The sequence below is a fragment of the Thioalkalivibrio sp. ALE11 genome, assembly GCF_000381205.1.
Lineage (GTDB): Bacteria > Pseudomonadota > Gammaproteobacteria > Ectothiorhodospirales > Ectothiorhodospiraceae > Thioalkalivibrio.
On sequence record NZ_KB906165.1, the window covers coordinates 34,926 to 53,501 of the forward strand.

Sequence of the window (18,576 nt, forward strand, 5' to 3'; positions counted from 1 at the left end):
CGCGAGCGGCGTGGCGCGCCGGAGTGTCCCGGGCCGCGCCCCGCTCGCCCCGAACGGATAACCAAGGAGACATGCCATGTGTGGCATTGCCGGAATCTTCCACGCCGACCCGAACCGTCGGGTCGACCCGCAAACCCTGGTCAACATGGCCGCGATCCAGTACCACCGCGGCCCCGACGGCTTCGGCTACAAGACGCAGGATGATCGCGGCGTGGGCTTCAGCCACGCGCGGCTGTCGATCATCGACCTCGACGAGAACCGCGGGCGCCAGCCGTTCACCATGAGCAACGGCGAGATCATGACCGCGGTCAACGGCGAGCTGTACGACTACAAGCGCATCCGTACCGATCTGACCTCGCGCGGGGTGAAGTTCCGCACCAAGAGCGACTCCGAGATGGTGATGCACCTGTACCAGCGCGAGGGGCTGGAGGATGCGCTGAAATACTTCCGCGGCGAGTTCGCGATCTCGCTGTATGACCGCAAGCACGACCGCCTGGTGCTGGCACGCGACCGCTTCGGTATCAAGCCGCTGTACTTCACCGAGACCGCCAGCGGCAGCTTCGTGTTCGGCTCCGAGCTGAAGGTGCTGTTCGCCAACCCCGACGTGCAGCGCCGCTTCTCCGACGACGGCCTGTACCACCAGCTGATGCAGACCATGGTGCCGGGCACCACCGCCTTCGAGGGCATCCACCAGGTCAAACCCGGCCACGTGGTCATCGTCGAGCGCGCCCACGGCAAGCTGAAGATCCGCCAGGAGAAATACTGGGACATGGATTTCCCGCTGGCCTCCGAGCGCCCGCCGGAGAGCGAGACCGACGAGGAGTACTGGATCGAGGGGGTCCGCGACAAGCTGATGGAGGCCACCCAGCTGCGTCTGGAGGCCGACGTGCCGGTGGCCTGCTACCTCTCCGGGGGGATCGACTCCTGCATCACCCTGGGCCTGGCCTCGGCCAGCCAGCAGGCGCCGGTCAAGGCCTTCACCATCGGCTTCGACAACGACGACTACGACGAGACCGCCATCGCCCGCGAGATGGCCGAGAGCGTGGGCGCCGACCAGGACGTCATGTCGCTGGACGCGGACCACCTGTATGACAACTTCGAGGAGGCGCTCTGGCACGCCGAGCGCACCATCTACAACACCCTGGCGGTGGCCAAGCTGCTGATGAGCCGGCACGTGAACCGCGCCGGCTACAAGGTGGTGGTGACCGGAGAGGGCTCGGACGAGCTGTTCGGCGGCTACCCGGCGTTTCGCCGCGACATGTTCATGCACGGGCTGGACACCCTGCCGGAGGCCGACCGTCAGGCCTGGCAGCAGATGCTCAACGAGTCCAACGAACTGGTCTCCGGGGCGATGCTGGCCGAGGACGAGGTCTCCGACCCCGACTTCAACCGCATGATGGGCTTTACCCCGTCCTGCCTGCAGCCCTGGCTGGCGGCCGCCGAGCACGTGCCCGGTCTGCTGCATCCGAAGCGGCGCAAGCGCATGAAGGACTACAAGCCGGGCAAGGCCATCGCCGACGCCCTGGACGACGACATGCTGGAAGGCCGCCACCCACTGGACAAGGCCCAGTACGTGTGGATCAAGACCATGCTGGAGGGCCAGATCCTCACCTGGGGCGGCGACCGCATGGACATGGCCAACTCCATGGAGGCGCGCCCGCCGTTCCTCGACCACCACCTGGCCGAGTTCGCCGCGCAGCTGCCGCCGACCATGCGCATCAAGGGCCGCAACGAAAAATACGTGCTGCGCGAATCGATGAAGGGCCTGCTGCCCAAGGTGCTGTACGAGCGCGAGAAATTCCCGTTCATGGCACCGCCGGCCCACACCGACCCGACCAAATGGGCGGCGATGAAGGCGCTGGCGGATCGCTACCTGTCGGAGGACAAGGTCGCCGAGGCCGGGCTGCTGGACCCCGAAGGCGTGCGCCAGGTGTTCGAGATCCACGAGTCGGAGGAGACCCCGGCGGCGACCCAGGTGCAGCTGGACGCGGTGATCAACCACATGATCGGCGTGCAGGTGCTGCACGAGCAGTTCGTGGCCACCGACATCCCGGCGCTGGCGGCGCAGAAGGCCCGCGAATTCGGCTGGAGCGCCTGACCCCCTAAGGGGGGCCGGAACGCCCGAAGGAACACCGTGAGCGAAGACACCGGAGCCGCCGACACCCTGCGCGGCTTCGGCTGCACCTCGGCCCGGGGCTTCCCGTTCTCCCGACCGGTCCCGGCCGAACAGCTGCCCGCCACCCTCCGCCAGCTGACGGGCCCCGCGCCACAGGAGTCGCGCGGGGCCGACGAGGATCAAAAGGCGTAGCGATAGCCCCCGACCAGAAGGTTCTGCGCGCCGCTCTCGTCGCGCGAGGCGTAGGTCAGCGAGAAGGTGCCGAAATCGGTGGCATGCGCGGCGCCCAGCTCCCAGAACGTGGCGCCATTGTCGTCGGCCGGGTCGTCGTAGCCTAGGGTGCCGAAGAGCTCGGTGCGCGGAGCGACCTCGTGCTCGGCCCCCAGCGACCAGACCCGGCTGCCCTCGGCGTCGCGGTCATCGGCATGGGCGACGTAGGCCACCTCGGCCGACAGCATCTGCCAGTCGGCGCCCAGGAACACCTCGCCCTCGTCGGCATCGTCCAGGCTGGTGTAATGGGCGTATTCATAGCCGAATTCGATCCCCACCGGGCCGGCATCAAAGCCATAGCCGACGAACGGCGTGACCTCGGTGCCATTGCCGCTGCCGAGGGTGGAAGCCTCCACACCGGTGAACACGCCGGTGGCGAACCCCAGCTCGAGACCGCCCTGCACTACCGGATCGTTGTCGGACTTGCTGGCGCCATCATCGAGATAGTCGGTGAACACGCCGACGTGGAACTCGGGCTCAACGGCCTGGGCCGCCGGGGTCCCGAAGACCAGGGCGCCGGTGATGGCGGCAGCCAGCAGGCCGCTCGGGAAGTTGCGATGCTGCGTCATGTCGATGTCTCTCTTGTTTTGCTTAGATCGTCCGGATCGTGCCGGATTACACCGGCACGTGCGCGCTCAGCAGCCAGGCCGCCATGCCGAAGTAGACCGCCAGACCGGTGAAGTCCTTGATGGTAGTGATGAACGGGTCGGCACCGGGCGCGTGGTCCACCCCGATCTTCAGCAGCACCCACGGCAGCAGGAATCCGAGGAGCGAGGCGGTAAACACGGAGAAGAACAGTGCGGTGCCGACCACGAAACCCAGCTCCGGGATGTCGTTGGGTACCCCCTGCCAGAAGTGGGCGATGATCCCGGCGAGCACGGCCATGATGAGCCCCATGGCCAGGCCCACACCCCCTTCGCGCAGCAGATGGTTGCGGAAGAAGCGGTTCAGGTTGATATGGCCCAGGGCCAGGCCGCGGGCAAAGATCGTGGTCGACTGCGTGCCGACGTTGCCGCCCATGTCCATCACCAAGGGGATGAAGATCGCCAGCGCGACCACCGCCGCCAGGGTGTCCTCGAAGAAATCGATCACCCCGCCCACGGCCAGACCGCCTGCCAGCGTCACCATCAGGAAGGCCATGCGCACCTTGACCGCGTAGCCGATCCCCCCGGAGGTGAGCTTCTCCGAGCGCACGACATCCTTGTGGTGCAGCAGGTCACCGATGCCTGCCTTCTTGTAGAAGTCCTCCGAGGTATCTTCCTCGAGCACGTCCATCGCATCGTCGATGCGCAGCACGCCCACCAGCACGCCATCGGCATCCAGCACCGGCAGCCAGGGCAGGTCGGTACGCTGCAGCAGGCGCGCGGCCTCTACTTTGTCGCCATCCGGCGTGGTATAGAAATCCTCCATCTCGAGAAGTTCGCCCACCGGCTGTTCCGGTTCGGCACGGAACACCCGACCCAGGCGTACGAGCCCGCGGTAGTGGTGTTCGCGGTCGGTGATCAGCAGCGCCGCCCCGACATCCTCGGGCATCCGGCGGTCCTCGCGCAGGCGCGCGGTGACCTCGCCGACGGTCTCCTCCGGGGTCACCCAGAACAGCGGCCGCCGCATGACCCGGGCCACGGTGTCCTCGTCCTGGCGCCACAGGGCGTGGACCTTGTCGCGCTTCGGCGCCGGAAAGGCGTTCAGGAGATCGGAGGACAGGGACTTGCTGGCCAGGTTCAGGGCACGCGCGAGGGTGTAGGCCGGCAGGCGCTGCACCAGTTCACGCGCCTCGCTCTGCGGCATGTTCTCCAGCAGGATCGCCTGCTCTTCATCGTCCATCGCGAGGAAGACGGCGCGGCGCTCGGCGGCGTCCACGCCTTCCAGCAGGGTCCAGCGGGTACGCGGGTCCAGCTCGGCAAGGCGTTCGGCCGTGATCGCCCGCACCGGGTGCATCAGTTCGGCCCGGGCGCGCTCCAGCTCGCCCGCATTGATCATTTCAAGAATGGTGTCGTTCATTGCAATGATCCTCGTACTTGTAAAGTAAAAGTCACGCGGGGCATTGCAAAAGACAAAACATTCCCGTGACCGCCGACGGCGGCCCCTTTACCGGACCCCCTTCAGCGATGTGAAACTTTTTTCTTTTACATTACTGCCCCGCGACAGAATCAAAAGTCGAGACCCGGGGTCGTCGTCATCGTCCTGTGGCATACAGGCCTCCTGTTTTTGACTGTGAACGCAATTCCCGGACAGGCGGCCGAAACAGCCACGCGCATACGCACGCGCCGACATCGGCAACGGTCCGAAGGGGGCTGGGACGACACGGCACTGGCCACACGGGCTCGCATACGCAGGAGCCGCTCGTGACGCGGAAGGCCGGTTCGGGAAGAGAGAGCCCGGAGGGGCTTCAGGGAGGGGACAGAGGATTTCGACCGTCCCCGGAGTCACACATATCGCTGACACCGGGGGCCGTCGTGGCCCGATCAACGGGCGGGGAGACTCCGATGGCAACGATATGCATGCTCGCTCCGGTCACCGACCCGGCGATCATGCAAGTATCGACTACAACAACCCATCATCGGGACCTCTGCTCGGAACACGGGAATAATTTTACATATCCGGGACCGGAACACAAACCCCAAAAACAAAATTTCCGAATTTCTGCATGTCCGGAGCAAACGGTGGCGAAGAAAACGCGAGCACGCAGATCCGTCAGTTTCTCCCGAAACGGCGCATCCACTGGCGCAGGCGACCGGGGCCGAAGCCGTGGACCCGCTTGAACGCCTTGCGAAACGCAGGCTCGGAGGCATACCCCACCTGCTCCATGACCCCGGCGACGGATTCCCGACCATCCCGCAGCAGGCGTTCGGCGAGCACCATCCGCCACTGGGTCAGGTACTCGATGGGGGACTGGCCCACCAGCACGTGAAAGCGCTCGGCAAAACTGCTGCGTGACATCGCGGCCTCGCCGGCCAGACCCTCCAGCGTCCAGGCCGCCTCGGGGCGGGCGTGCAGCGCATCCAGCGCACGCCGGATCCGCTCGTCGGCCAGGGCCGCCATCAGGGACCCGGCCGGGGGCTCCCCGGCCCGACAGACGTGGTGCCGAACCGCCATCACGAACAGGGTGTCTGCGAGTCGGTCCAGCACGGGGCGATAGCCGGGCGGGCGCTCCATCAGTTCGATGAACATCAGCCGCGCCAGGTGCCCGAGGCGTTCCCCCGCCTCGGCGTGGCGGATAATGATGCAGCCCGGCAACCCGGACAGCACCGGGTTGCGACGCCCGGAATCGAATTCGAAATGGCCGCACAACAGCTGCGTGACCGCGGCATGCTCCGGGTCCTCGCCGGTCACCAGGTTCAGGTGGCTGGCGGGGTCCTCCCAGGAATCGCGGCTGGACAGCAGGTGCCAGTCATCGTGGGGCAGCAACAGCAGATCCCCGGCCTCCAGACGCCGCACCGGTGCATCCACCATGTGCAGGTAACACCCGCCTTCGCCCACCAGATGGAAGCTTGCGTTCCCCGTCCCCGAGGTGCCCAGCTGCCACTCGCCGCACAGGCGGGGGTTGGTGTCGATCCGCGCCCGCAGGTTATAGGCGGCCAGCACGGTGGAAAGCACGTCGTCGACGGGCATCGGGTCCATGGCGGGTTGCTCCGGAGTCGCGGCACACGGATCCAGCCTAACCCGCCGGTCGCACAGAAACCGTCAGGGGAACCACGGATACCGGTTCCGGACGATCGAGCATAAACCCCGGCTCCGTGGATCTCCCGGTTTCCACTGCAGCGATCCAGACTGCAGGCAACGGATCAACGCAGGGAGAGAACCACATGGAAACGATACGGACCCTGGCCATCGGTGCCCAGCGGGCACTGGACACCACCCGCGGGGCCGATTTCCTGGCCCCGTTGCTTCTGCGGCTCTATCTGGCGCCCGTCTTCTGGATGGCCGGGACCAACAAGCTGGACGGCCTGCTGCCCTCGGAACAGGTGGTGATGTGGTTCGGCAACCCGGACTGGGGGCTGGGGATGCCGTTCCCGTACCTGATGGTCCTGCTGTCCGCCTACGCCGAGATCCTCGGGGCGATCGCCCTGCTGCTGGGCCTGGCCACCCGCTGGGCCACCATCCCGCTGATGATCACGATGGTGGTGGCGGCCGTCACCGCCCATCTGGAGCACGGCTGGCAGCGCATCTCCGACCCGATGATGTGCCTGTTCAACTGCGACGGGATCGCCGAGGCACAGCAGCGCCTGGACCGCGCGAAGTCGATCCTGCAGGAACACGGCAACTACGACTGGCTCACCGAGGCCGGCAACTTCGCGATCGTCAACAACGGCATCGAGATGGCCGCGACGTATTTCGTAATGCTGCTGGCGCTGTTTTTCATCGGAGCCGGCCGCTATCTGAGTCTTGACCACTACATCCGCCGGCGGTTCATGCACCGCGGATGAGAGCGAAAGCCGCCGCAAGCGGCTATAACCATCGAGGGTCCCTGACCCGCCATCGAGAGGAAACCACCATGAAAGACGAACTGTTCTCCATGAAATCCCTGGCCGGCGCGGCCGGTGCCGCCGCAGTCGGTCTGGCCATGTCCACCACGCCCGCGTTCGCCTCGGCCGATCTGGATCACGGCTATCAGCAGGCCGGCGGGTACACCCAGCTCGCCGAGGGGGCCTGCGGGGAAGGCACCTGCGGGGCCAGCGACGACGGCGACAAGGACAGCGAAGGCGCCTGCGGCGAAGGGACCTGCGGCGGTTCGGGCGAACCTGACGACAAGGATTCGGAAGGCGCCTGCGGGGAGGGGACCTGTGGCGGCTGAACGGATCGCCCCGGTCTGCCCGGCCCGCGTCAGCGGCGCCGGGCTCGGCCTGCGGCGGGGCCTCCTGGCCCCGCTGGCCGAAGCGCCGGAAGCGAGCGATTCCCCGGGATTCTTCGAGGCCGCGCCGGAAAACTGGATGCACCTGAGCGGGCGTCTGGGCCGGATCTTCCGCGAATATACCGAAGCACACCCGTTCGCCTGTCACGGCCTGTCCCTGGACATTGGCGGACCGCGCCCCCTCGACCGGGAATTCCTGGCAGCACTGCGGCGCTTCCTCGACACTCATGGCATCGACGACTACAGCGAACACCTGTCGGCCTGCGGCGACGGCTCGGGCCATCTCTACGACCTGATGCCACTGCCGTTCACCGAAGAGGCCGTGCACCACGTGGCGGACCGCGTGCGGACGGTTCAGGATGTGCTCGGTCGGCGTATGGCCCTGGAGAACGTGTCCTACTACACGCCCCTGTGGACCGACCTCGACGAAGCGACGTTCATCCGCGCCGTGCTGGAGGAGGCCGACTGCGATCTCCTGCTGGATGTGAACAACATCGTGGTCAACAGCGTGAACCACGGCTATGACGCCGCGACCTTCCTCGATTCGCTGCCGCTGGAGCGGGTGCGCTACATCCACATCGCCGGGCACGACGACGAAGCCCCGGACCTCAAGGTCGACACCCACGGCCAGGCGGTGGGAGAGGAAGCCTGGGCCCTGCTGGCACGTGCCTTCGACCGCCTGGGACCGGTACCGACCCTGCTGGAGCGGGATTTCAACCTGCCGCCGCTGGAGGAACTGCTGGCGGAAGTCGAGGCCATCCGGCGGTTGCAACAAGCGGTGCCGCGGCAGGACCGGCTTTCCGGGGTGGAACATGCCTGACACGGACGCCCGGGCGCTCCAGGAGGCCTTCGCCCGCCACCTGCGCGATCCGGAACGATACCCGCCGCCGGAGGGGCTGGAGGATCGCCGACTGGCGATCTACCGCCGACTGTTCATCAACAATGTCGCGGGCCTGCTGGGGCGCGGCTTTCCGGTGCTGCGCAGGACGCTGACGGAAGACCCGTGGCTGGCGCTGGTGCGCGATTTCTATCGCGACCACGGGTGCCATACGCCGTATTTTCCGCAGCTGGGCAACGAATTCGTGAGCTATCTGACCGACGGACGCCCGGCTGCCGCCGGCGACCCGCCGTTCCTCGCGGAGCTGGCCCACTACGAGCGCGTGGAGACCGAGCTGTTCTACGCCGACGAGGGGCCGGCCGAAGCCTGCGACCCCGAAGGCGACGTGCTGGCCGACATCCCGGTGTTCTCGCCCGCGGCCCGCCTGCTGGCCTACGGCTTCCCGGTCCATCGCATCGGGCCGGAGTTTCGCCCGCAGGCGCCGGGCGATTCACCCACCCTGCTGCTCGCCTGTCGCGCGCCGGATGATCGCATCCGCTTCGCCGAGCTGAACCCACTGGGCGCGCGTCTGCTGTGGCGCATCATCGAAGAGCCGGCAGCGGGCCACGAACAGATCCGGCGCGTGGCCGGCGACTTCGGACTCGAGGCCACCCCCGAGCTGACGGCCAGCGGTCGCGAGCTGCTGACGCATTATCGCGGCCTCGGGGCCATCCTCGGCACGCGTCCCACCATGGACTAAGTCCAGGCCGCCACCGCGCTGCGGTAGAACCCGGGGTCGGTGGTGGTGGCCCCCTGCAGGGTGCACACGCGGGCGGCGAATTCGAGGGCACGGTGCAGGGTGCCTTCCCAGCCCCAGCCGCGGCGCAGGCCCAGGATGGCGACGCTGGCGAAGGCGTCGCCAGCGCCTACCGCGTCCTGCATGCCCTCTACCACCGGGGCGCGGGCGCGCACGGGCTGACCGGCGCGCGGATGGATCTCGGCGCCGTCGGCGCCCAGGGTGACGATCAGCGCGGACTGGATGTCGCAGGCCTGCAGGCAGTGATCGGCGCGCTCCGCCCCCGGGGTGTCCGGGAACAGCGTGGCCAGCTCGTCGGCGTTCAGCTTGACCACATCGGCACCCCGGAGCAGGTCGCGCACGTCCTGCGGGTCGTACCAGGGCTCGCGCAGGTTGGCGTCGACGAAGCGGCGTTCGCAGCGCCGGCGCAGGGCCGCCAGCAGCTCGCGGTTGCCGCTGCGCAGGGCCAGCGTACCGTGATAGAGCAGCGGGATGCGGGCGGGCACCGCGGGGTCGACCGTCGCGGGCAGGTCGTCATAGGCCTGGTCGGGCAGGATGTGATAGGCGGGTTCGCCGTCCTCCACCGTCACCTGCACCGCGCCGGTGGGGGCCTGTGGGTGCGTATACAGTGCGTCTTCCGCCAGGCCGACCTCGCGCATGGCCTCGCGCACGCGTCCCCCGGCGGCGTCGTTTCCCACACCACCGACGAACAGCACGGGTTCCCCCAGCTGGTGCAGGTTCCAGGCGACGTTGAACGGGGCTCCGCCCAGGACTTCACGGCCGTCCGGAAAACGGTCGAACAGGACTTCACCAAAGATCACGTCGGATACTTCCGGCATTCTCGAACCCTCCGGTCAGTCCGGCGCAACGGCCACGATACGGTCACGGCCCTGGCGTTTCGCGGCCAGCAGCGCCTTGTCGGCCAGCTCGAAGGCGGTGCCCTCGGGCGCGTCGGCACGCAGCTCCGTAAGGCCCCCGGAGATGGTGACCTTGAGGCGCTTGCTGCCGGCCCTGACCACGATGGCGGCCACTTCGCGACGCAGCTGGTCGGCCTGTTCGCGGGCGGCCTCCAGCGGCTGATGGATCACCATCACGAACTCCTCGCCGCCGTAACGGGCGACGAAGTCGGGCTCACTGACGCGTTCGGCCAGCACCTCGGCGACGGCCTTGAGGATGCGGTCGCCCGAGGTATGACCGTATTCGTCGTTGATACGCTTGAAATGATCGATGTCCCAGACGATCAGAGAGGCCGGCCCGGCATCGGCCGGGAAGGCGGCCATCCGCTGGTCGAAGGCGTGCCGGTTGAGGAGCCCCGTCAGCTTGTCGCGGGTGGCCTCGTCCCGCGCCCGGGACAGTCGGTCATGCAGCCCGGCGACCTGGTTCTCCAGCTCCTGGCTGCGCGCACGCAGGGCCCGGTTGCGCTCCAGGGCTGCCAGCAGTTCGGCCTCCCGGGTATCGCGGAAATCGCGGACCCGGTCGGCGACCCGGTCGAGGCCCTCAACGACCTCGCGGCGCATGGTGTCGATGTCGGTGATGTCGACCACGCGGCCCTTGATGCTGCTGACATCCCCGGAGATGTTCTCGTGCAGCTCGCGGATGGACGTCCGCGTGCGTTCCGAGTGGTCGTGGTCGGCCGACAGGGCCGAATCCACGTCATTCAGGCGCGAACGGATCTCGCCCATCACCTCCGAGAGCTGCTCGCGCTCGGCCAGCGCCTGGCCGCAGTTCTCCTGCAACGCGGAGAACACCCGCGCGAGACTTCGGCGCGTCAGGTCCGCGTCTCCGCGTTCGGCGGCCTGATGGACATTTGCGAGGTCTTCGGCCAGAAACGTGAAGCCCTGCAACCCGCTCTCCAGCGCGGCCAGCAAACCGGCTTCCAGGTCCTCGCGCTGGTCCTGCTGGCGGATGGTGTCCGCCAGCCGGGCACTCATGCGATCAAGGGCCCGGGTATCCTCGGGGTTGTCTTCGATGGTGCGCGTCAGGTCATGCACCGCGCCCTCGAGATCAGGCTCGCGGGCCGACAGGACGGCCAGGGCGCGCAGGGCCACGCGCCGGAGCGAACGCATGCGCTCGCGCTCGGCATTGAGCGCCGACTCCAGTTCGATGACGTTCTTGCGCAGGTCGTTGTCGGCCATGGCTCTCCCCTGTACGGGCGCCCATTACAGCTGATGGGCGACCTGAATGCCACCGCCGAACCCCGGAAATGCGGCGCGCGGACCGGTCAGGCGGGAGCGGTCCCGGCGGCCAGACGTTCGCTCGCGGGGAGCTGGATCTCGACACCCACGGGCAGATGATCGGACAGCGCAACGTTGTAGACCCGCATGTCGGACACGTGCAGGTCCGGGGTCAGCAGGATGTGATCGAACACCCGCTGCGGGTCCCAGGCGGGATAGGTGGCGGGGCAGGCCATGGGTTCCATCAGCCCGGTACGCGCGACCAGACGGCGGATCTCGGGGCTGTCCTGCTGGCAGTTGAGATCGCCCATCACCACCGCGTGCGGCTGATCCGCGATGCGTTCGGCAACATAGTCCAGCTGCTGGCGGCGGGCGCGCCGACTCAGCGCGAGGTGCAGCAGGAACAGCACCAGCTCCTCGCCATTCCCCATTGCATACCGCGCCTCCACCGCCCCGCGTCCGGGCAGCGGCCCGGGCAGGCTGTGCATCTGCACATGCACCGGCTCGATCCGTGAGAACAGCGCCAGTGAATGCTTGGCGATCTGGCCCAGATCACGGTTGATGCGGGTATACTTGTGGGGGAAGTCGGCACGGTCGGACAGCCAGCTGGACAGATCGACGAAGCGCGAGCGCAGACTGCCGCCGTCCAGCTCCTGCACGCCGACGATGTCGAAGTCACGGATGAAGCGGGCGACACGCTCCAGGTTGGTCATGCGCCCGCCGTAGGGCAGCACGTGCTTCCAGCTGTTGGTGACGTAATGATGCAGACGCGATGAGTGGATGCCCACCTGGGCATTGAAACTCAGCAGACGCAGTCGGTGGCCCGCAGCCTCCGGCTGCCAGACCAGACCACGGGCGGGTTCGTCGGTCTCCGCGGACACGCCGTTTTCCGTCATGGTGTCATCCTTCCTGCCCGTCATCCCTCACGGGACTCCTGTTCAGAAGGGACAGACGAGATCCCCCAGGCGTTCCGTGAGCTTGAGATTTTCAGAATAGTCGACCGGACAGTCGATGACGGTGACTCCGGGGCGCGCCAGGGCGGAACGCAGGGCCTGTTCCAGACTGTCGCCGGGCTCGATGCGCACCCCTTCGGCCCCGAACGAGCGGGCGAGGGCAACGAAGTCGGGGTTGCCGAAGTCCACCGAGGCCTTGCGGCCATATTCGCGTACCTGCTTCCATTCGATCAGGCCGTAGGCGCTGTCATTCCACACCAGCACCACGAAATTCTGGCCCAGGCGCACGGCGGTCTCCAGTTCCTGCACGTTCATCAGGAAGCCGGCGTCTCCGGTGACCGCCACGACCTGGCGGCCGGGGTCCAGCGCGGCCGCGGCCACTGCCCCCGGCACGGCGATGCCCATGCTCGCGAACCCGTTGGAGATCAGACAGGTGTTGGGCTGCTCGCAGCGGAACATGCGGGCCATCCACAGCTTGTGGGCACCCACGTCGGTGGTCACGACGGCATCCAGTGCGGCGGCGGTGCGCAGATCCCAGATGATCTTCTGCGGCTTCATCGGGACACCAGTGTCATCCCGGTGCTCGTTCATGTCGTCGATCAGCAACTGGCGCAGGGGCCGCAGCACGGTCTCCTCGCGCGGGCTGACCCGCTCCGCGAGATCCCGCAGACAGGTATCCAGATCGCCGATTACCTCGGCCTGGATGTCGTAGTGGCCGTCGATCTCCGCCGGGGAGGCATCCACGTGGATCAGGGTGCAGTCACCCTCCGGGTGCCACAGTGACGGCGGGTATTCGACCAGGTCGTAGCCGATACACAGGACCACATCCGCCTTGTCGAAGCCGAAGTGCACGTAGTCGCGGCTCTGCAGGCCCACGCTGCCCAGCGCCAGCGGATGGCGAAACGGCAGCACGCCCTTGGCCATGAAGGTGTTGGCCACCGGGATATTGAGGGTCCCGGCGAAATGCGCCAGGGCCTCGCTGGCGCCCGAGCGGATCACACCGTTACCGGCCAGGATCAGGGGATGCCGGGCTTGCTCCAGCAACCGTGCAGCGGCCGCCAGGGACGCCTCTGCGGGCACCGCCGGCGCCCCCGAGTGGACCGGCAGCGGCGCCACCGGGCAGGGCTGGGATGCCACGTTTTCCGGCAGCTCGATGAAACTGGCCCCCGGCTTGCCGCCCTCGGCCCACTTGAACGCCTTGCGCAGGACCTCGGGCAGGATCTCGGGCTCCACCACACTGGAGGCGTATTTGGTGACCGGACCGAACAGCCCCTTGAGGTCCAGGACCTGGTGGGATTCCTTGTGCAGCCGATGGGTGCTGGCCTGGCCGGCGATGGCCACCAGCGGCGCGTGGTCCATGTTGGCATCCGCCACACCGGTGATCAGGTTGGTCGCACCGGGCCCCAGGGTCGCCATGCAGACCCCGGCCCGGCCGGACAGGCGGCCGTGGACATCGGCCATGAAGGCCGCGCCCTGCTCGTGGCGGGTGGTGACGAACTCGATCGGCGAGTCCTCGAGGGCATCGAGGACCGCCATGTTCTCCTCGCCGGGCAGGCCGAAGACCCGTTCGACCCCTTCCTGCTCCAGACACTGTACCAGGCGCCGTGCGGTGGTCGGCGACGGATCGGACATGCGTTCCCTCGAGGGTCGGGCCGGGGCGCTCAGCCCCGGGCCTCGGCGATCAGGTGATCGACGATCTCCAGCATCTGCTCGTGACTGGTGGTCATGCTGGCCGAAACCACGGATTCGCCGTTGACCACCATCGACGGGACGCCTTCCAGACGGTACTCGCGGACGCGCTCGGCGGACCGGCCGACCTTGCGCGCCACTTCGTCGGAACGCATGGCCTCGCGGAAGGCGTCGGCATCCTGATCCATCTGGTTGACGAACCGCAGGATCGCGCTCTCCGAGCGCATCTGCCGCCCTTGCTCGTGAATCGCGGTGTAGAACGGCTGGTGAATGGCCTCGACGATGTCGAGCTGCTCGGCGGCGTAGTACACGCGCGCATGCAATGCCCAGACATCGTTCAGCGGGGCCGGCATGTACTCGAATTCGATGTCATCGGACAGTTCGGCTTTCCACTCCTGTACCAGCGGCTCGAACGAGTAGCAGTGCGGGCAGCCGTACCAGAAGGCCTCGACGACCTTGATCCGTCCTTCGTCCAGACCGTAATCGACGGGCGAGTCCAGGCGCATGAAGTTGCGCCCCTCGGCGAAGTCGGCCAGCAGACGGCCGGACGCCAGCAGGGCGCCCGTACCGGCCAGGGTTCCAAGAAACTGACGACGCTTCATTTACAGTTCTCCGTAGGAATGCAGACCGGACAGGAACATGTTCACGCCCAGGAAGGTAAAGGTGGTGACGAACAGACCGATGACTGCCCACCAGGCCATGCCCGGACCGCGCCAGCCCTTGGTGAAGCGCATGTGCAGCCAGGCCGCGTAGGTCAGCCAAAGGATCAGGCTCCAGGTCTCCTTCGGGTCCCAGGTCCAGTAGCCGCCCCAGGCCTCGGCCGCCCACATGGCGCCCAGCACGGTGGCGATGGTGAAGAACGCGAAGCCGATGGCGATCGCCTTGTACATCACCCCGTCCAGCGCATCCTTGCTCGGGATGCGGGCCAGCACACGGGAGTCCGGACGGGTGCGTTCCATGCGGTGGCGCACCAGATAGGCCACGCCCAGCATCGCCGCGATCGCGAATCCGCCGTAACCGACGAAGTTGGTCGGCACGTGGATCTTCATCCACCAGCTGTCGAGTGCAGGCACCAGCGGTTCGACCATGTGGGCATCACGATCGAACATGTACCACAGCAGGAAGGTGGTGGAGGCCGCGACCACCAGCATCACGAAGGCGCCCATGCCCCGCTGGCCGGTACGCTGTTCGTAGTACAGGTACATCAGCGCGATCATGGCCACCATCAGCACGAAGACCTCGTAGAGGTTGGCGACCGGGATGTAACCCCAGCTCGGATCGTGCAGATAGATCTCGCGCCAGCGCACCATCAGGGCCATCAGGCCCGCGCCCGCCGCGATCCAGGCGAACGCCGCACCGACGCGATAGGGGAAGTCGGAACGCGAGAACAGGCCCACCGCATAGGCGACCGTGGACAGGTAGACCATCACGCTCATCCACATCACCCCGGCCTGGCCGGATCCGATGTAGTTGAGCCAGAACACACTCTCGCCGCGCGCCAGGTCATCCCCGTACAGCCAGACGCCGAACAGCGACAGCGCCGCGACGATGATGGAGAACAGCTGCCAGGGTCGCCAGAACCACCCCAGCCAGGCACTCATGCCCGCCGCGAGGATCAGGCCCCCGGTGTCGTAGCGGTCCATCATGTGGCCGTACATGGCATAGGCCGTGACCGCCACTGCCAGGACCAAGGCCATGTAGGCCCAGTCCCGCAGAAGCAGCTGCCGGAAGAATCCGGGCCGTTCGAAATCCAGGGCCTCGTGGGGTACAGACATGGGGCGCTCTCCTCCGACTGCGTGCGACTTAGTCGTTCTTGTTGGTTGCAGAATCCGGCGATTCATCGTCGCCAACGTTCTTCTGCTCGATGATCCACCGTTTAAGATGCGCGAAGCGCTTCTCGAATTCCACCCGGTGGCGGTTGCTGGTGCCCGCCAACACCACGTGGGTGCCGCTGCCGTCCTCGTTCGGACGGGCCACGATCCACAGACGCTGATAGGACACGTAGAACATCAGGAAGATCCCGATGATCAGCATGACGCTGCCGGTGTACACCGTGCTTTCGCCCGGTGCCTTCGCGATCTGCAGGCCCGAGGCCTCGCGATGGTCGAAATCGTCCAGGCGGAAGAAATACGGCGAGCCGTAGAAGTTGAGGGCATTGATGGCCGAAACGGCATCTTCCAGCCAGCGCTGTTCCGCCTCGGTGATCGCCACCACGCCTTCTTCCTCCAGGACCTCCATGTACAGGCCCTGGAGCCCGGAGTTCAGGACCTGGAACAGCAGGTTGCCGAGCTGCTCGCGCTGGCCTTCGGGGATGCGCTGCTCGATCTCGGCATCCACCGCGGGGTAACCGCCTTCGGCGAAGGTCTGCATGAGCATGCTGACGGTGCGCGCGATCGCCTGGCGACCCTCTTCTCCGCCCATCATGTCCTCCGAACCCCGCGCGGCCTGCTGCGCGACGGCCATGCGGACCTCGTCATCGTGAAGCATGGTCAGATAGGTGCGGAAGCGATCCAGGGAGTCATCCGCGTCCGCCGGGATGAACAGGTAGGAAAATTCCTCGGCCGGACTCTCGCGGACACCGCTGAGGAAATATTTCGCCCCTTCCTGCGGGATCGGATTCTGATAATTGCGGTAATAGAGTCCCGCGCCGGTGCGGTCCACCAGGCGGAAATCCACGCGCGGGCCGAGGAACACGTTTTCTTCCTCGCCCTCCTCGTTGAGCAGCGCCTGGGTGTTCACCACGGAAAAGTCGATGAACTCGATCGTCAGCTCCTCGCCGCCGGGGGCCGGGATATCCATCTCGTCAAAGATCCGGCCCGGAAAATCCACGCCGCGCAGGGCGCCTGCGCCGAGCGGGATGGCCTCCATTTCGAGACGCGTACCGCCGTCGGCGAAGCTGGACTGGTAGATCGCATAGCCATTGTAGATCAGCGGGTCGTTTACGCTGATGGTGGCGCGCAAGGGTTCGTCGCGCTCCGGATCATGGATGACCAGGTCGCTCTCGTAGGACTGTTCCGCGCCGGTGGAGAAGCGTTCGATCCGGAATTCCTCCAGCTCGACCCGGAACGGCAGATCCTGCACCAGATACCCCTCGCGTACCGGCAGGAAGACCACGTTGGCCGAGGCCCCCTCGGGGATTTCCACGCTGCCGCGGAACGACGGGTTGCTGACCGGGACGCGCGAGATCTCGGGCACCTGCGACTCGGGGATGGAGCGGGTCTCGATCTCGACGTTGCCCATCCACTCGTTGACCTTGAGCAGGAACTGGCCGTCGAGCAGCGCGCCCACGCAGATCACCACGATCCCCACGTGCGTCAGCATGTAGCCGAGGCGGTTCCAGCGCCCCTTCATCGCGGCGACCACCGTCTCGCCGTCTCGCGTCTTTTCGCGCGCCCGGAACCCCTGGGCCTTCAGTACCCGGCGGGCATGGGCGAGGAAATCCTCCTGCGACTGCCCCAGATCGCCGGTGGAGCTGGCCGGGAAGGAACGCAGGGACTTTTCCTTCACCTGCAGGTTGTAGCGGCGCAGGTCCTTGAGGATACCCGGCGTCTGGCGATAGACACAGAAGGCGGTGGAAACCACCAGGAAGGCCACCACCAGCAGGAACCAGGTTGCCGAATAGACCTGGTAGAGCCCCATCCCGGCGAAGATCTCGTGCCAGAAGGGCCCGAACTGGATCAGGTATTCGGTGTAGGGCTCGTTCTGCACCAGCACGGTGCCGATCACCGAGGCGATGGCCAGGGCCACCAGCAGGGTGATCGCGAGGTTCATCGACCCCAGGAATTCGACGATGATCCGGCTGCGGCGCGGGGTCCGGGCCTGGCGGCCGGACGAGGACTCGGAGCCCGTCCGGTTGCTGCGTTCGGACGCCCCTGCGGGCTGATGGGATTCTGCCATGTTCAAACCTGCGTTAATCGCCCCGAATGTGTCGGGACGCGGTCGGAAATTCAATTTCCACGACATTCCGCACGGACGCTGGGTTCCGGCGCTGCGTGGAGGGCGCGGGAACAGACGCCCCGCCTTCCGACTTCATTCCGGTATCCGGGTTCCCGCCCGTGCATTTTCCGGAACCCGAAACAACGAGGGGGCGGCCACAGCCGCCCCCTCGTAAACCGGACGAACCCGGAGCACCGCTGCGCACCCGGGCCGTACGTACCGTGCTCAGTTCGGCTGCAGGCCGGCCATGTACTGGGCCACGGATTCCATGTCTTCATCCGACATGTTGCCGACGATGCCGCGCATCATCTGGCCGTTGTCGTTGCGACGTTCGCCGTCACGGAACTGCTGCAGCTGGTCCAGGCTGTAGGTCGCGTGCTGACCGGCGACCTTGGGGAACATGGCCTCCGGATTGCCCTGGCCCTGGGCGCCGTGGCAGGCGATGCAGGCGGCCACGCCTTCCGACGGGATGCCACCACGATAGATCTGCTCGCCGCGCGCGACCACGTCCTCGTCTGCGGTCTCGGTCGTGATGCTCTGCTCGGCGTAATAGGCCGCCAGGTCCTTCATGTCCTGCTCGCTGAGGTCGGCGACCTCTCCGGCCATCAGGTTATCGTGGCGGAGCTCGCCATCCTGGAAGTCGCGCAGCTGCTTGGCCGTGTACTTCGGGTGCTGCCCGGCCAGCTTGGGCCACTCGGGATTGGTGCTGTTGCCGTCGGCCTGGTGGCAGGCGGCGCAGGACTGCGAGAGTTCCTGACCGCGCTGGGGATCGCCCGCCTGGGCCGCCGAGAGCGGGAGCATCAGGGAGACGGACAGGGCAGCAAAGAGAGCGGAAAGCTTGTGGTTCATGGTGGAGAATCTCCTGCTTGTATATGCGTGCCGGGCCTCGACCCGTTCCTTGTGCCCCGTGTAGAAGGGCGATCAAAATCTGGGGCGCAGTTTATAGCACAACGCCAGGGAACCCACAAAAGTT

At 66.7% G+C, this 18,576-nt stretch carries 17 protein-coding genes; 6 read left to right on the forward strand and 11 right to left on the reverse strand.

Going from position 1 to position 18,576, the window contains the following annotated elements; translation table 11 throughout:
- Nucleotides 1-76 precede the first annotated feature (76 nt).
- Entirely contained in the window at nucleotides 77-2,098 is a 2,022-nt protein-coding gene (gene asnB / locus F620_RS0102260; RefSeq protein ID WP_019569296.1) for an asparagine synthase (glutamine-hydrolyzing), read from the forward strand.
- 36 nt (nucleotides 2,099-2,134) lie between these two features.
- Nucleotides 2,135-2,308, forward strand: a complete 174-nt coding sequence (locus tag F620_RS15095) for a hypothetical protein (protein ID WP_019569297.1) — start codon at nucleotides 2,135-2,137, stop codon at nucleotides 2,306-2,308.
- Here the strand turns inward: F620_RS15095 and F620_RS0102270 are convergent.
- The 3 genes from F620_RS0102270 to F620_RS0102280 form a co-directional block, all read right to left on the reverse strand.
- Nucleotides 2,296-2,955, reverse strand: a complete 660-nt coding sequence (locus F620_RS0102270; RefSeq protein ID WP_019569298.1) for a TorF family putative porin — start codon at nucleotides 2,953-2,955, stop codon at nucleotides 2,296-2,298. The two genes, F620_RS15095 and F620_RS0102270, sit on opposite strands and share 13 nt — an antisense overlap.
- Nucleotides 2,956-3,001: 46 nt before the next feature.
- Nucleotides 3,002-4,387 (reverse strand): magnesium transporter, encoded by a 1,386-nt coding sequence (gene mgtE / locus F620_RS0102275; protein WP_019569299.1) that lies wholly within the window; start codon nucleotides 4,385-4,387, stop codon nucleotides 3,002-3,004.
- 693 nt (nucleotides 4,388-5,080) lie between these two features.
- Complete coding sequence (locus F620_RS0102280; RefSeq protein WP_019569300.1) at nucleotides 5,081-6,007, reverse strand: AraC family transcriptional regulator; 927 nt, start codon at nucleotides 6,005-6,007, stop codon at nucleotides 5,081-5,083.
- 185 nt (nucleotides 6,008-6,192) lie between these two features.
- Here F620_RS0102280 and F620_RS0102285 point away from each other — a divergent pair, with 185 nt between their 5' ends.
- The 4 genes from F620_RS0102285 (at nucleotide 6,193) to F620_RS0102300 (ending at nucleotide 8,815) form a co-directional block, all read left to right on the forward strand.
- Nucleotides 6,193-6,813, forward strand: coding sequence for a DoxX family protein (locus F620_RS0102285; RefSeq protein ID WP_019569301.1), 621 nt, complete (start codon nucleotides 6,193-6,195; stop codon nucleotides 6,811-6,813).
- A gap of 68 nt (nucleotides 6,814-6,881) precedes the next feature.
- Nucleotides 6,882-7,181: a hypothetical protein gene (locus tag F620_RS0102290; protein WP_018868942.1), complete on the forward strand. Its 300-nt coding sequence runs from the start codon at nucleotides 6,882-6,884 to the stop codon at nucleotides 7,179-7,181.
- Nucleotides 7,171-8,058 carry a DUF692 domain-containing protein gene (locus tag F620_RS0102295; RefSeq protein WP_018868941.1) on the forward strand — a complete coding sequence of 296 codons (888 nt, stop codon included), beginning with the start codon at nucleotides 7,171-7,173 and terminating at the stop codon, nucleotides 8,056-8,058. Before F620_RS0102290 ends, F620_RS0102295 begins: the two co-directional genes overlap by 11 nt.
- Nucleotides 8,051-8,815, forward strand: coding sequence for a DUF2063 domain-containing protein (locus F620_RS0102300; RefSeq protein WP_018868940.1), 765 nt, complete (start codon nucleotides 8,051-8,053; stop codon nucleotides 8,813-8,815). The genes F620_RS0102295 and F620_RS0102300 overlap by 8 nt, the downstream gene beginning before the upstream one ends.
- Here the strand turns inward: F620_RS0102300 and F620_RS0102305 are convergent.
- The 8 genes from F620_RS0102305 to F620_RS0102340 form a co-directional block, all read right to left on the reverse strand.
- A complete protein-coding gene (locus F620_RS0102305; protein ID WP_019569302.1) occupies nucleotides 8,812-9,690 on the reverse strand; it encodes a PfkB family carbohydrate kinase in 879 nt (292 codons plus the stop codon). The two genes, F620_RS0102300 and F620_RS0102305, sit on opposite strands and share 4 nt — an antisense overlap.
- A gap of 15 nt (nucleotides 9,691-9,705) precedes the next feature.
- Entirely contained in the window at nucleotides 9,706-10,986 is a 1,281-nt protein-coding gene (locus F620_RS0102310; RefSeq protein WP_019569303.1) for a GGDEF domain-containing protein, read from the reverse strand.
- An 86-nt stretch (nucleotides 10,987-11,072) separates the two neighbouring features.
- Nucleotides 11,073-11,921 (reverse strand): endonuclease/exonuclease/phosphatase family protein, encoded by an 849-nt coding sequence (locus F620_RS0102315; protein WP_019569304.1) that lies wholly within the window; start codon nucleotides 11,919-11,921, stop codon nucleotides 11,073-11,075.
- 42 nt (nucleotides 11,922-11,963) lie between these two features.
- Nucleotides 11,964-13,610 (reverse strand): acetolactate synthase large subunit, encoded by a 1,647-nt coding sequence (locus tag F620_RS0102320; RefSeq protein WP_019569305.1) that lies wholly within the window; start codon nucleotides 13,608-13,610, stop codon nucleotides 11,964-11,966.
- 29 nt (nucleotides 13,611-13,639) lie between these two features.
- A complete protein-coding gene (locus tag F620_RS0102325) occupies nucleotides 13,640-14,269 on the reverse strand; it encodes a thiol:disulfide interchange protein DsbA/DsbL (RefSeq protein ID WP_019569306.1) in 630 nt (209 codons plus the stop codon).
- Complete coding sequence (gene ccsB / locus F620_RS0102330; RefSeq protein ID WP_019569307.1) at nucleotides 14,270-15,442, reverse strand: c-type cytochrome biogenesis protein CcsB; 1,173 nt, start codon at nucleotides 15,440-15,442, stop codon at nucleotides 14,270-14,272.
- Between the two features lie 28 nt (nucleotides 15,443-15,470).
- Complete coding sequence (locus F620_RS0102335; RefSeq protein ID WP_019569308.1) at nucleotides 15,471-17,564, reverse strand: cytochrome c biogenesis protein ResB; 2,094 nt, start codon at nucleotides 17,562-17,564, stop codon at nucleotides 15,471-15,473.
- Nucleotides 17,565-17,828: 264 nt separating this feature from the next.
- Nucleotides 17,829-18,452, reverse strand: a complete 624-nt coding sequence (locus F620_RS0102340; RefSeq protein ID WP_019569309.1) for a cytochrome c — start codon at nucleotides 18,450-18,452, stop codon at nucleotides 17,829-17,831.
- Nucleotides 18,453-18,576 lie beyond the last annotated feature (124 nt).

Bases quoted from the DNA above. Each gene is read 5' to 3' on its own strand.
- asnB (WP_019569296.1), top strand. From the start codon at position 77: ATGTGTGGCATTGCCGGAATCTTCCACGCCGACCCGAACCGTCGGGTC.
- F620_RS0102270 (WP_019569298.1), bottom strand. From the start codon at position 2,955: ATGACGCAGCATCGCAACTTCCCGAGCGGCCTGCTGGCTGCCGCCATC.
- mgtE (WP_019569299.1), bottom strand. From the start codon at position 4,387: ATGAACGACACCATTCTTGAAATGATCAATGCGGGCGAGCTGGAGCGC.
- F620_RS0102280 (WP_019569300.1), bottom strand. From the start codon at position 6,007: ATGGACCCGATGCCCGTCGACGACGTGCTTTCCACCGTGCTGGCCGCC.
- F620_RS0102285 (WP_019569301.1), top strand. From the start codon at position 6,193: ATGGAAACGATACGGACCCTGGCCATCGGTGCCCAGCGGGCACTGGAC.
- F620_RS0102290 (WP_018868942.1), top strand. From the start codon at position 6,882: ATGAAAGACGAACTGTTCTCCATGAAATCCCTGGCCGGCGCGGCCGGT.
- F620_RS0102300 (WP_018868940.1), top strand. From the start codon at position 8,051: ATGCCTGACACGGACGCCCGGGCGCTCCAGGAGGCCTTCGCCCGCCAC.
- F620_RS0102305 (WP_019569302.1), bottom strand. From the start codon at position 9,690: ATGCCGGAAGTATCCGACGTGATCTTTGGTGAAGTCCTGTTCGACCGT.
- F620_RS0102310 (WP_019569303.1), bottom strand. From the start codon at position 10,986: ATGGCCGACAACGACCTGCGCAAGAACGTCATCGAACTGGAGTCGGCG.
- F620_RS0102315 (WP_019569304.1), bottom strand. From the start codon at position 11,921: ATGACGGAAAACGGCGTGTCCGCGGAGACCGACGAACCCGCCCGTGGT.
- F620_RS0102320 (WP_019569305.1), bottom strand. From the start codon at position 13,610: ATGTCCGATCCGTCGCCGACCACCGCACGGCGCCTGGTACAGTGTCTG.
- F620_RS0102325 (WP_019569306.1), bottom strand. From the start codon at position 14,269: ATGAAGCGTCGTCAGTTTCTTGGAACCCTGGCCGGTACGGGCGCCCTG.
- ccsB (WP_019569307.1), bottom strand. From the start codon at position 15,442: ATGTCTGTACCCCACGAGGCCCTGGATTTCGAACGGCCCGGATTCTTC.
- F620_RS0102335 (WP_019569308.1), bottom strand. From the start codon at position 17,564: ATGGCAGAATCCCATCAGCCCGCAGGGGCGTCCGAACGCAGCAACCGG.
- F620_RS0102340 (WP_019569309.1), bottom strand. From the start codon at position 18,452: ATGAACCACAAGCTTTCCGCTCTCTTTGCTGCCCTGTCCGTCTCCCTG.